12 protein-coding genes are annotated in these 11,672 nt (G+C 67.5%); all 12 read left to right on the top strand.

The features are described from left to right. The first annotated feature begins 101 nt into the window (after positions 1-101). The 12 genes from thiC to BMX43_RS00460 all read left to right on the top strand — a co-directional run bounded on the left by thiC (position 102) and on the right by BMX43_RS00460 (position 11,644). Positions 102-1,949: a phosphomethylpyrimidine synthase ThiC gene (gene thiC, locus BMX43_RS00515; protein WP_091295190.1), complete on the top strand. Its 1,848-nt coding sequence runs from the start codon at positions 102-104 to the stop codon at positions 1,947-1,949. Beyond that, a complete protein-coding gene (locus BMX43_RS00510) occupies positions 1,946-2,908 on the top strand; it encodes an FAD-dependent oxidoreductase (protein WP_091295187.1) in 963 nt (320 codons plus the stop codon). The genes thiC and BMX43_RS00510 overlap by 4 nt, the downstream gene beginning before the upstream one ends. Then, positions 2,898-3,095 carry a sulfur carrier protein ThiS gene (thiS, locus tag BMX43_RS00505; protein ID WP_091295185.1) on the top strand — a complete coding sequence of 66 codons (198 nt, stop codon included), beginning with the start codon at positions 2,898-2,900 and terminating at the stop codon, positions 3,093-3,095. Before BMX43_RS00510 ends, thiS begins: the two co-directional genes overlap by 11 nt. 1 nt (position 3,096) lies before the next feature. Next, positions 3,097-3,885 (top strand): thiazole synthase, encoded by a 789-nt coding sequence (locus BMX43_RS00500; protein ID WP_091295182.1) that lies wholly within the window; start codon positions 3,097-3,099, stop codon positions 3,883-3,885. Beyond that, entirely contained in the window at positions 3,882-4,493 is a 612-nt protein-coding gene (locus tag BMX43_RS00495) for a thiamine phosphate synthase (protein ID WP_091295179.1), read from the top strand. Before BMX43_RS00500 ends, BMX43_RS00495 begins: the two co-directional genes overlap by 4 nt. After that, positions 4,490-5,443, top strand: coding sequence for a HesA/MoeB/ThiF family protein (locus BMX43_RS00490; protein WP_091295175.1), 954 nt, complete (start codon positions 4,490-4,492; stop codon positions 5,441-5,443). The genes BMX43_RS00495 and BMX43_RS00490 overlap by 4 nt, the downstream gene beginning before the upstream one ends. Continuing rightward, a complete protein-coding gene (locus BMX43_RS00485; protein ID WP_091295172.1) occupies positions 5,440-6,150 on the top strand; it encodes a hydroxymethylpyrimidine/phosphomethylpyrimidine kinase in 711 nt (236 codons plus the stop codon). The genes BMX43_RS00490 and BMX43_RS00485 overlap by 4 nt, the downstream gene beginning before the upstream one ends. A 153-nt stretch (positions 6,151-6,303) precedes the next feature. After that, the gene (gene ytfQ / locus BMX43_RS00480; RefSeq protein ID WP_091295169.1) at positions 6,304-7,272 is read left to right on the top strand and encodes a galactofuranose ABC transporter, galactofuranose-binding protein YtfQ; all 969 of its coding nucleotides are present in this window, start codon (positions 6,304-6,306) and stop codon (positions 7,270-7,272) included. A gap of 101 nt (positions 7,273-7,373) precedes the next feature. Next, entirely contained in the window at positions 7,374-8,900 is a 1,527-nt protein-coding gene (locus tag BMX43_RS00475; protein ID WP_091295166.1) for a sugar ABC transporter ATP-binding protein, read from the top strand. Next, positions 8,897-9,943, top strand: coding sequence for an ABC transporter permease (locus BMX43_RS00470; RefSeq protein ID WP_091295163.1), 1,047 nt, complete (start codon positions 8,897-8,899; stop codon positions 9,941-9,943). Before BMX43_RS00475 ends, BMX43_RS00470 begins: the two co-directional genes overlap by 4 nt. Next, the gene (yjfF, locus tag BMX43_RS00465; protein ID WP_091295157.1) at positions 9,940-10,917 is read left to right on the top strand and encodes a galactofuranose ABC transporter, permease protein YjfF; all 978 of its coding nucleotides are present in this window, start codon (positions 9,940-9,942) and stop codon (positions 10,915-10,917) included. Before BMX43_RS00470 ends, yjfF begins: the two co-directional genes overlap by 4 nt. 1 nt (position 10,918) lies before the next feature. After that, positions 10,919-11,644 (top strand): FadR/GntR family transcriptional regulator, encoded by a 726-nt coding sequence (locus BMX43_RS00460; protein ID WP_091295154.1) that lies wholly within the window; start codon positions 10,919-10,921, stop codon positions 11,642-11,644. The last annotated feature ends 28 nt before the right edge of the window (positions 11,645-11,672 follow it).

Genomic DNA, 11,672 nt, shown 5'->3' with positions numbered 1-11,672 from the left:
CAAGCGGTCGCCCACATCGTTCGTCGCGAACGGGGCGTCCATACGGGCGTAATCCCGGCTTCTTTCCCTTTACCACGGGTCATCAACGCGAAGAGGCTTTGATGAACCAGACGACCCAGATCCCACAGACCAGCGGGCCGGCGCTGCCCTCTGTCACCACCGGCCCGCTGCCCGGCTCCACCAGGGTTTATGTGCCGGGTGTCCTCCATCCCGATCTGCGGGTGCCGATGCGCCAGATCGCCCTTCACCCTTCTGCGGGCGAGCCGCCGGTGACGGTCTATGACTCCTCCGGTGCCTATACCGATCCGGCGATTGCCACCGATATCGCGCAGGGTCTGGCGCCGGTGCGCGGCGCATGGGTGAGCGCGCGCGGCGATTGCGTGGCTTATGCGGCGCGCGCCGTCCAACCTGCCGACAACGGCTTTGCCACCGGCGAGCGGCTGGTACCGGCTTTTCCGCACCTGCGCCCGCCGCTGCGCGCCGTTGAGGGCAAGGCTGTCACCCAGCTCGCCTATGCCCGTGCCGGGATCATCACGCCTGAAATGGAATATGTGGCGATCCGCGAAAATCTGGGCCGCACCGCCGCGTCGGGCAGCGCCCGTGATGGCGAGGATTTCGGTGCCGCGATCCCTGATCTTGTCACGCCCGAATTCGTCCGGCAGGAGATTGCCGCCGGGCGCGCGATCATCCCTGCCAACATCAACCACCCCGAACTGGAGCCGATGATCATCGGTCGCAACTTTGCGGTCAAGATCAATGCCAACATGGGCACCAGCGCCGTTACCTCGTCGATGGCCGAGGAGGTGGACAAGATGGTCTGGTCGATCCGCTGGGGCGCCGATACCGTGATGGACCTTTCAACCGGCCGCAACATCCACAACACGCGCGAATGGATTCTGCGCAATGCGCCGGTACCGATTGGCACGGTGCCCCTGTATCAGGCGCTGGAAAAGGTCGATGGCGTGGCCGAGAACCTGACATGGGAGATCTACCGCGACACGCTGATCGAACAGGCCGAACAGGGGGTGGATTACTTCACCATCCATGCGGGCGTGCGCCTGCATCATATTCCGTTAACCGCAGGGCGCGTGACCGGGATTGTCAGCCGTGGCGGCTCGATCATGGCAAAGTGGTGCCTGCATCACCACCGGGAAAGCTTCCTGTACACCCATTTCGACGACATCTGCGACATCATGCGGGCCTATGATGTCAGCTTCAGTCTGGGCGACGGCCTGCGGCCCGGCTCGGTCGCGGATGCCAATGACGCCGCGCAATTTGCCGAGCTGGAGACGCTGGGAGAGCTGACCCGGATCGCCTGGGCGAAGGATTGCCAGGTGATGATCGAAGGGCCGGGCCATGTGGCGATGCACAAGATCAAGGCCAATATGGACAAGCAACTGGCCACCTGTGGCGAGGCGCCGTTCTATACGCTGGGGCCGCTGACCACCGATATTGCGCCCGGATATGATCATATTACCAGCGCCATCGGGGCGGCGATGATCGGTTGGTTCGGGACCGCGATGCTGTGCTATGTCACCCCGAAAGAGCATCTGGGCCTGCCTGACCGTGCCGATGTGAAGATGGGCGTGATCACCTACAAGATCGCGGCCCATGCCGCCGATCTGGCCAAGGGCCTGCCGGGGGCGCAGGCGCGCGATGATGCGCTGAGCCGCGCGCGGTTCGAGTTCCGCTGGGAGGATCAGTTCAACCTGTCGCTCGACCCCGATACCGCGCGGTCGTTCCATGACGAAACCTTGCCGAAAGAGGCGCACAAGACCGCGCATTTCTGTTCGATGTGCGGGCCGAAGTTCTGCTCGATGCGGATCAGCCATGACATCCGGGCCGCCGCGCAGGATCTGGGGGCGCAGGCCGAGGGCATGGCGGCGATGGCGCTGAAATTCCGCGAGAAAGGCGAGGTTTATCTGCCCGCTGCGGAGGGCGCGGAATGATCACCATTCTGGGGGCGGGGGTTGCGGGGCTGTGCGTCGCAACCACCCTGGCGGAACGCGGCCTGCCGGTCGCGCTGGTGGACAGCGGGCCGGTTCATGGGGGCGCAAGCTGGCTGGCGGGGGGCATGATTGCCCCCTGGGTCGAAGGTGAAACAGCGGCGCCCGAGGTGGCGCGGCTGGGGGCGAACGCGGCCGACTGGTGGGCCGCGCGGGTGCCGGGAGTGGCGCGGCGCGGCTCGCTGGTGGTGGCCCCGGACCGCGACCGGGCCGAGCTTGACCGTTTTGCCGCCCGTACCAGCGGGCACAGGCGGTTGGAGGCGGATGGCATCGCCGGGCTGGAAGGCGATCTTGCGGGGCGGTTTGCGTCTGGCCTGTTCTATGCCGGAGAGGCACATCTTGATCCGCGTGCTGCTTTGGTGGCGCTGGCCGATGGGCTGCGCCAGCGCGGTGTTGCGATCCGCAGCCAGACCCGGCTTGCCCCTGAACAGGCCGATATCGACTGTCGGGGCATTGCCGCCCGCGCCGATCTGCCCGGGCTGCGCGCCGTGCGGGGGGAGATGCTGCTGCTGCATTGCCCCGGCGTCACGCTGACCCGGCCGATCCGGCTGCTGCATCCGCGCTTTCCGGTCTATGTCGTGCCGCGCGGCAAGGGGATTTACATGATCGGCGCCACCATGCTGGAAAGCGACGATCCCGGCCCGATCACCCTGCGCAGCGCGATGGAGCTGATGTCGGCGGCCTTCACCCTGCATCCGGGTTTTGCCGAGGCCACCATTCTGGAGACGGCCAGCGGTCTGCGCCCTGCCTTTGCCGACAACCTGCCGCGTATCGTCAGGGCTGGCGGGCGCTGGCATCTGAACGGGCTGTATCGCCACGGCTTTCTGACGGCCCCGGCGCTGGCCGCGCAACTGGCCGACCAGTTCGCCCGAGCAGAACAGGAGGCCGCCCATGCAGATTGACCTGAACGGAACTCGATACGACATCGGCGCGGCCAGTCTGGCCGAGGTTCTGGCCGAACTTGGGTATGGTGGCGCGGCTGTGGCCACCGCCGTCAACGGCGCGTTCATTCCCGCCAGTGCCCGCCCCACGACCCCGGTGCAGGAGGGCGACCGGATCGAAGTGCTGGCCCCGATGCAGGGGGGCTGAGATGCGGCTTTACGACATTGACCTGCCGTCGCGGTTGCTGCTGGGCACCGCGCAATATCCATCGCCACAGGTGTTGACTGCGGCCATTGCTGCCTCTGGCGCGGCGGTGATCACCGTGTCGCTGCGGCGGGAGGCGGCGCGGGCTGCCGGTGCTGGCAGCGGCTTCTGGTCGCTGCTGCAAGCCAGCGGCGCGCGGCTGTTGCCCAATACCGCAGGCTGCCATACCGCCCGCGAGGCCGTCACCACCGCCCAGATGGCGCGTGAGGTGTTCGGGACAAGCTGGATCAAGCTGGAGGTGATCGGCCATGCCGACACGCTGCAGCCCGATCCCTTTGCGCTGGTCGAAGCGGCGCGCATCCTGTGTGCCGAGGGGTTTCAGGTGTTCCCCTATACCACCGAGGATCTGATCGTGGCCGAGCGGCTGCTGGATGCGGGTTGCCGGGTGCTGATGCCCTGGGGGGCGCCGATCGGATCGGGGCAGGGGCTGCGCCATGCCGAGGCGCTGGTCTCGCTGCGGCGGTATCTTCCGCAGGTGCCGCTGATCATTGACGCGGGGCTGGGGGCGCCCAGTCAGGCGGCGCGGGCGATGGAACTGGGGTTTGATGCCGTTCTGCTGAACACCGCCGTGGCGAAGGCGGGCGATCCGGTGGCGATGGCGCACGCCTTCGGGCAAGCGGTGGCCGCCGGGCGGATCGGCTATGAGGCCGGGTTGATGCCGCCGCGCGATATGGCAGTGCCCTCGACCCCGGTGCTGGGGCTGGCCGACCTGAACCTCGGGGGGCGGCCATGATCCTGCCGCGCTTTTATCCTGTGCTGCCCGATGCCGATTGGGTGGGCCGGGTGGTCGCACAGGGGGCGAGGCTGGTCCAGCTGCGCTTCAAGGGCGATGCTGCGGATGTTCCCCGGCAGATCGCCGCCGCCCGATCCGCCTGCCAGCGCCATGGCGCGCAGCTTGTGGTCAACGACCACTGGCGCGAGGCTTTGGCCGGGGGGGCGGATTTCGTGCATCTGGGGCAGGAGGATCTGGATACCGCCGACCTGCCTGTGCTTGCCCGTGCCGGGCTGCGGCTGGGGATTTCCACCCATGACCGTGCCGAGCTTGAGCGGGCCTTGGCGCTGCGCCCGGCGTATATCGCCCTTGGGCCGATCTATCCCACCGCGCTCAAGCAGATGAAATGGCAGCCGCAGGGGCTGGAGAAACTGGCGCGCTGGAAGGCGAGGATCGGGGATATGCCGCTGGTTGCCATCGGGGGCCTGACCCCCGAACGTCTGCCCGCCGTCTTTGCCGCCGGGGCCGATGTGGCGGCGGTTGTCACGGATCTTGTGACCGCAGCGGAACCCGACGCGCGCAGCCGGGTCTGGTTGCAGGCGGTCCGGCCCGAAAGGGCCGCGACATGAGCCGCTATGCCCGCCAGATCGCGGTGCCGGGGGTGGGGCGGCCCGGGCAGGCAAGGCTGGCCGGGGCGCGGGTGCTGGTGGTCGGGGCAGGGGGGTTGGGCTGCACGGTGATCCCGGCGCTGGCGGGGGCAGGGGTCGGCCATCTGGCCATCATCGACCCGGATACCGTCGAGCTGGCCAACCTGCACCGTCAGACGCTTTACAGCGCGGCGGACATCGGCAGGCCAAAGGCCACAGCCGCCGCCCGGCATGTGCAGGCGCTGAATCCCGACTGCCAGCCCCTGCCGCTTGTCGCGCGGCTTGATCCGGCCAATGCGCCGGACCTGATCGCCGCGGCGGATGTGATCGTGGATGCCGCCGACAGCTTTGCCGTGACCTATACCCTGTCGGATCTGTGCCTTGGCGCAGGCAAGCCGCTGATCTCGGCCTCGGTCATTGGTCAATCCGGCTATGCGGGTGGCTTTTGCGGCGCGGCGCCCAGCTATCGCGCCGTGTTTCCCGACCTGCCCGCTCTGGCGGCAAGCTGTGCGACAGCGGGGGTTCTTGGGCCGGTGGTGGCCACCTTGGGGGCGGTGCAGGCGCAGATGGTGCTGGCCTGTCTGATCGGGTTGCAGCCAAGCCCGCTGGGCCGCGTCGTCACGCTGGATCTGGGCAGCTGGCGGCTGGGCGGGTTCAGTTTTGCGGGGGCCCCCGAAGCGCCGGGGGTCGGCTTTGTTGCCGCCGCGCAGATCAGCCGCGGCGACACGGTGGTCGATCTGCGCCCGGCCGGTTCGGTGGCTGTGGTTCCTGGCGCGCAGCGGGTGGCGCCGGAAGATCTGGCCAACTGGCCGCTGCCCGATGCAGGGCGGGTTGTGCTGTGCTGTTCGTCGGGGCTGCGGGCCTGGCGGGGCGCGCAGGTTCTTGCGGCGCGGGGGGCCGCTTCGCTTGCCTTGCTGGCGGACGGCCAATGAGCGTGCTGGTCATCGCGGGGCTGGACAGTTCTGCCGGGGCAGGGCTGGCCCGCGATCTGGCGGTGCTGGCCGGTCACGGAATCGCGGCGCGGGTGGCGGCCACGGCGGTAACCGCACAGGATGCGGGGGGCGGCTGTTGCGTGCATCCGATCCCCGCCGCCATGGTGGCCGCGCAGATCCGGGCGGCAGGCCCCGTGCGGGCGGCCAAGCTGGGGATGCTGGCCACGGCAGAGATCGTGGCGGCCGTGGCCGAAACCCTGCCCGATGTGCCTTTCGTGCTGGACCCGGTTCTGGCGACCAGCGCCGGGGCCGTGTTGCTGGATGACGGCGGGCGGGCCGCGATGATCGCCCGGCTGATTCCGCGGGCGGCGCTGCTGACGCCGAACCTGCCCGAAGCGGCGCTGCTGACCGGCCTTGCCCCCGGCGCTTCGCTGGCAGAGCTTGCCGCCGGGGTCTTTGCGAGGGGCGCGCAGGCGGTGCTGCTGAAGGGCGGCCATGCCGAGGGGCCGGAGGCGGTCGATTGGCTGTGGTGCCCGGGCCGGGCGCCCTTGCGCTTTGCCGCGCCGCGCAGGGCGGGCAGCAGGCGCGGCACGGGGTGCACGCTGGCCAGTGCCATCGCGGCCCATCTGGCGCAAGGGGCGGATCTGCCCACGGCCTGCGCGCGCGCAAAGCGCCATCTGGATACATGGTGGGGGGCAGGGCCTTGAGCTGCCGCTTGCGTCTGTGCCCGCCGGTTCGCGGGCGCCCTCTGGCCCGGATGCTGCAGGTGCAGGATGACCCTATTTTCATATAGTATTACTTTTGATAGCCTCATGGTGAGCCGCGTTGAGGAGCGTGGCCAAAATCACATGGGAGGAATCATGGCACTTCTGAAGCAACTCGCGCTTGGCGCGGGGCTGGCGGCGCTTTTGTCCACGGCAGCCCAGGCCGAACTGACCGGCAAGGTCATCGGCTTTTCACAGATCGGTTCGGAATCTGGCTGGCGCGCGGCAGAAACCTCGGTGACGAAATCCGAGGCGGAAAAGCGCGGCGTCGAGCTGAAATTCGCGGATGCGCAGCAAAAACAGGAAAACCAGATCAAGGCCATTCGCGGGTTCATCGCGCAGGGCGTGGATGCGATCCTTGTTGCCCCGGTCGTCTCGACCGGCTGGGACGAGGTGCTGACCGAGGCGCAGGAGGCCGGAATCCCGGTTGTGTTGCTGGACCGCGGGATTGACGCCTCGCAGGATCTGTATCTGACCTCGGTGGCGTCGGATCAGGTGAAGGAAGGCCGCGTGGCGGGCGAATGGCTGGTGAGCGCCGTGGGCGGCAAGCCGTGCAACGTGGTGGAGTTGCAAGGCACTGTGGGGTCGTCGCCCGCGATCAACCGCAAGCAGGGGTTCGAGGAAGGTATCGCAGGTGCGGCCAATATCACGCTGACCCGCAGCCAGACCGGCGATTTCACCCGCGCCAAGGGCAAGGAAGTGATGGAGGGCTTTCTGAAGGCCGAGGGCGGCGGCGCGTCGATCTGCGCGGTTTACGCCCATAACGACGACATGGCGGTGGGCGCGATCCAGGCGATCAAGGATGCGGGGCTGAAGCCGGGCAGCGATATTCTGGTGGTGTCGATCGACGCGGTGCCGGATATCTTTGCCGCCATGGTTGCGGGCGAGGCCAATGCCACGGTGGAGTTGACCCCCAACATGGCCGGCCCGGCCTTCGATGCGCTGGATGCCTATCTGAACGATGGCACCGTGCCCGAGAAGTTCATCATCACGGAATCGAAGCTTTATACCCCCGCCGACAATCCGCAGGGCGAATATGACAGCCGCAAGGGGCTGGGCTACTGAGCCGGTGCCTCTGGCCGGGGCAACCCGGCCAGAGGTTGCTTTTGAGCCGCCCCGGCATGACACTCGCGGGCGGAGGCATATCGAAGGGGGGAGGCTTGCGGATGCAGGCAGCAGAGGGGCGGCCCGTGCTGGAGGCGCGCGGCATCGTCAAGATTTTCGGCCAGCATACCGCGCTTGGCGGCGTGGATTTCGAGCTGAAACCGGGCGAGGTTCATGCGCTGCTGGGGGAGAACGGCGCGGGCAAATCGACGCTGATCAAGATCCTGACCGGCGCCTATCAGCCCGATCATGGCGAGATGCTCCTGGACGGGGTGCCGGTGAGCTTTCGCGATCCGTTGCAGGCCCAGGGCCATGGCATCGGCACCGTTTATCAGGAGGTGAATCTGTTGCCCAACCGCTCGGTTGCGGAAAATCTGTTTCTGGGGCGCCAGCCCACCCGGTTCGGCCTGATCCGGCGGCGCGAGATCGAGGCGCGGGCGCGCAGGCTTCTGGCCGATTACGGGCTGGAGATCGACGTGCGGGCCGATCTGTCCGACTATTCGGTGGCCGTGCAGCAGATTGTCGCCATCGCGCGGGCGGTGGAGCTTTCGGGCAAGGTTCTGGTGCTGGACGAACCAACCGCCAGCCTTGACCGCAACGAGGTGGAGCGCCTGTTCGACGTGGTGCGCAAGCTGAAGGCACGCGGGCTGGGGATCGTGTTCATCACGCATTTTCTTGGCCAGGTCTTTGAACTTTGTGACCGGGTGACCATCCTGCGCAATGGCCGCAAGATCGCCACGCAATCCTTGCAGGGCCTGTCTGCGACCGATGTGGTGCGGATGATGCTGGGCAAGGATGTGGCCTTCGACCACCATCCGACCGGCGTTGCCGATGCGCGGCGCGGGGCGGCGCGGGTCACCTTCCGCAATCTGGGCCGCAAGGGCAGCGTGGCCCCGGTGACCCTTTCGGTGCATGAGGGCGAGGTTGTGGGGGTGGCGGGGCTGCTCGGCTCCGGGCGCACCGAGGTTGCGCGGCTGATGTTCGGGGTGGATGCGGCGGATAGCGGCGAAATTCTGGTGGACGGCACCCCCGTCACCATCCGCAATCCGGCGCAGGCGGTGGCGGCGGGCTTTGGCTTTTGCCCCGAGGATCGCAAGATCGACGGCATCTTCGGCGAGCTGTCGGTGCGCGAGAACATCATCATCGCCTTGCAGGCCAAGCTGGGCTGGTTCAGGGCGCTGAACCGCGAGGACCAGGTGGAGCTTGCCGGGCGCCATGCCGAGGCGCTGGACATCCGCGCCGCCAGCCCCGACATGCCGGTGAAGCTGCTGTCGGGGGGCAACCAGCAGAAAGTGATCCTGGCGCGCTGGCTGGCCATCGACCCGAGTTTCCTGATTCTGGATGAACCGACCCGCGGCATTGACGTGGGGGCCCATGCCGAAATCGTGCGCACCATCAACCGCCTGCGCGAGGACGGGCTGGCGCTGTTCGCCATTTCGTCCGAGCTTGAGGAGGTGGTGGCCTATTCCAACCGCGTCGTGGTGATGCGTGACCGCGAGATGGTGGCCGAACTGTCCGGTGCTGCCGTTGCTCCGGATGCGATCGTGCAGGCCATCGCCGAAACCCCCGCCCCGGAGGCGCAGCCATGACCCGACCGACGATCGAGCTTCGCCCCGCGCATGAACCGCCCGGGCCGCGCCCCAAGACGCTGGCCGAGGCGCTGGTGCGACCGCAGTTCATCGCGCTGGCAACGGTGCTGCTGGTGAACTGGCTGCTGTTTCCGGGCTTCTTCAGCATCACCTGGCAGGACGGGCGGCTGTTCGGCAGCCTGATCGACGTGCTGAACCGCGCCGCGCCGGTCGCCATTCTGGCCATCGGCATGACGGCGGTGATCGCCACCAAGGGGGTGGATCTGTCGGTGGGCGCGGTCATGGCGATTGCCGGAGCGGTTGCGGCCGCGATGGTTGTGGCGGGCTGGCCCGCAGGTCTGGCGGTGGCGGCGGCGCTGGCGGTGGGGCTGGTCTGCGGGCTGTGGAACGGGGTGCTGGTCACACTGCTGGATATCCAGCCGATCATCGCCACGCTGGTGCTGATGGTGGCCGGGCGCGGGCTGGCGCAGCTTGTCACCGAAGGGTCCATCGTCACCTTTGCCGACCCGGTGCTGATCTTCATCGGCACCGGATCGGTGCTGGGTCTGCCGACGCCGGTGGCGATCGCGCTGCTGCTGATGACCGGCGCGGCGCTGCTGGTGCGGCGCACGGCGCTTGGCCTGCTGATCGAGGCGGTGGGGGTGAACAGGTCCGCCGCGCGCTTTGCCGGGATCCGCAGTTCGGCGCTGCTGCTGGTGGTTTATGCCTTTGCCGGGCTTTGTGCCGCCATTTCCGGGCTGATCGTCGCGGGCGACATCCGGGGCGCGGATGCCAATAACGCGGGCCTCTGGCTGGAGCTGGATGCCATTCTGGCGGTGGTGATCGGCGGCACCTCGCTGCTGGGCGGGCGGTTCTCGATCCCGATGTCGGTGGTGGGCGCCCTGATCATCCAGGCGATGAATACCGGCATCCTGATCTCGGGCTTTTCGCCCGAGTTCAATCTTGTGGTCAAATCCGGGGTCATCATCACCATCCTGATCCTGCAATCGCCGCTGGCCGCCAGCATCCTGCAAAACCGCCGCATGAAGAGGGGCCGGACATGAACCGCAGCCTGCGACCGCTGTTTGCCACCGCCACGATCTTTGCGCTGGCCTATGTTCTGGCCGTGATCCAGTTCCCCACCATGTTTTCGACGCGTGTTTTCGGCAACTTCCTGACCGACAATGCCTTTCTGGGTGTTGCGGCGGTCGGGATGACCTTCGTGATCCTGTCGGGGGGGATTGATCTGTCCGTGGGGGCGGTGATCGGGTTCACCACGGTTCTGATCGCCGTTCTGGTGATGTGGGCGGGGCTGCATCCGCTGGTGGCCTTTGCCATCGCGCTGGCGGTGGCAGCGCTGTTCGGCGCGGCGATGGGGGCGGCGATCCACTATCTGCGGGTGCCCAGCTTCATCGTGACACTGGCGGGGATGTTTCTGGCCCGGGGGGCCGCCTCGGTCCTGTCGCCCGACAGTATCGGGATCAAGCACGGGTTCTATACGGCGGTGTCGAAATCCTACATCCTGATGCCCGGCGGCGGGCGGCTGACGGTGATCGGGCTGATCATGCTGACGGTCTTTGCCTTTGGCATCCTTCTGGCCCATCGCACCCGGTTCGGCTCTTGTGTCTATGCGCTTGGCGGGTCTGAAACCTCGGCGGCGCTGATGGGGGTTCCGGTCGCGCGGACAACGGTGCTGATCTACACGCTGTCATCGACGCTGGCGGGGCTGGCCGGGGTGGTCTTTTCGCTCTACACCTCGGCGGGGTATTCGCTTTCGGCGCTCGGGGTGGAGCTGGATGCCATCGCTGCCGTGGTGATCGGCGGCACGCTGCTGACCGGGGGCTACGGGCTTGTCGCGGGCACCTTCATCGGGGTCATGCTGCAAGGGCTGGTGCAGACCTATATCGTCTTTGACGGAACCCTGTCGAGCTGGTGGACCAAGATTGTCATCGGCGGGCTTTTGTTTATGTTCATCCTGCTGCAACGGCTGGTCTTCACGGCCGCGCCCCGTCGACGGAAGCTTGCTTGGAAGACATGACATGAGCGAACCCGGGAGCCTGATTCACGCGCTCACCGGGCGCCAGCCAGCCAGAAACTACCATTCGTTCGTCATCAACGAGGTGGGGATTGCCATCGTGTCGGGCCGGATGCCGATCGGGTCGATCCTGCCGGGCGATGCCGAGATGATGGACCGGTTCGGCGTTTCGCGCACCGTGCTGCGCGAGGCGTTGAAGACGCTTGAGGCCAAGGGGCTGGTGGAGGCGCGGGCCAAGGTCGGCACCCGGGTGCTGCCGCAGCCGCGCTGGAACCTGTTCGACCGTCAGGTGCTGTCCTGGATGCTGGACGCCGGGCCGTCGCCCGCCATGCTGGCGGCCTTTCGCACCGTGCGCCAAAGCCTGGAGGTGGAGGCGGCGGGGCAGGCCGCGCTGCACCGCGAGGGCGAGCATATGCGGCTTCTGCATTACTGGCTGAAACAGCGCGAGGTGATGAGCCAGCAGCCCGAGCCCTTTGCGATGGCAGAGTTCGAGATCCATCGCGTGGTGGCCGAAGCCTCGGGCAACCCTTTCCTGCGCGCGGCCAATGCCCTTGCCGAATTTGGCGTGGCGCTGGACGTGCGGGCGCGGATCGGCCCGGACCAGCAGACCCCGCCCGGCGGGCTGGCCCCGGCCCGGGCGCAGACCTATGCCGGGCTGGTCGCGGCGATCGAGCGGGGCGAGGAAAGTGCGGCGCGGCGGCTGATGCAGGAGATTCTGGCCGCGCCGTGACGGGCGGATGGGGCCGCATCGCCCGCCC

This window comes from Gemmobacter aquatilis, assembly GCF_900110025.1.
GTDB lineage: Bacteria > Pseudomonadota > Alphaproteobacteria > Rhodobacterales > Rhodobacteraceae > Gemmobacter > Gemmobacter aquatilis.
This window is presented reverse-complemented; position numbering and strand designations above follow the sequence as displayed.

Excerpts from the sequence above, each read along its gene's own strand:
- thiC (WP_091295190.1), top strand. The coding sequence starts at position 102 with ATGAACCAGACGACCCAGATCCCACAGACCAGCGGGCCGGCGCTGCCC.
- BMX43_RS00510 (WP_091295187.1), top strand. The coding sequence starts at position 1,946 with ATGATCACCATTCTGGGGGCGGGGGTTGCGGGGCTGTGCGTCGCAACC.
- thiS (WP_091295185.1), top strand. The coding sequence starts at position 2,898 with ATGCAGATTGACCTGAACGGAACTCGATACGACATCGGCGCGGCCAGT.
- BMX43_RS00500 (WP_091295182.1), top strand. The coding sequence starts at position 3,097 with ATGCGGCTTTACGACATTGACCTGCCGTCGCGGTTGCTGCTGGGCACC.
- BMX43_RS00495 (WP_091295179.1), top strand. The coding sequence starts at position 3,882 with ATGATCCTGCCGCGCTTTTATCCTGTGCTGCCCGATGCCGATTGGGTG.
- BMX43_RS00490 (WP_091295175.1), top strand. The coding sequence starts at position 4,490 with ATGAGCCGCTATGCCCGCCAGATCGCGGTGCCGGGGGTGGGGCGGCCC.
- BMX43_RS00485 (WP_091295172.1), top strand. The coding sequence starts at position 5,440 with ATGAGCGTGCTGGTCATCGCGGGGCTGGACAGTTCTGCCGGGGCAGGG.
- ytfQ (WP_091295169.1), top strand. The coding sequence starts at position 6,304 with ATGGCACTTCTGAAGCAACTCGCGCTTGGCGCGGGGCTGGCGGCGCTT.
- BMX43_RS00475 (WP_091295166.1), top strand. The coding sequence starts at position 7,374 with ATGCAGGCAGCAGAGGGGCGGCCCGTGCTGGAGGCGCGCGGCATCGTC.
- BMX43_RS00470 (WP_091295163.1), top strand. The coding sequence starts at position 8,897 with ATGACCCGACCGACGATCGAGCTTCGCCCCGCGCATGAACCGCCCGGG.
- yjfF (WP_091295157.1), top strand. The coding sequence starts at position 9,940 with ATGAACCGCAGCCTGCGACCGCTGTTTGCCACCGCCACGATCTTTGCG.
- BMX43_RS00460 (WP_091295154.1), top strand. The coding sequence starts at position 10,919 with ATGAGCGAACCCGGGAGCCTGATTCACGCGCTCACCGGGCGCCAGCCA.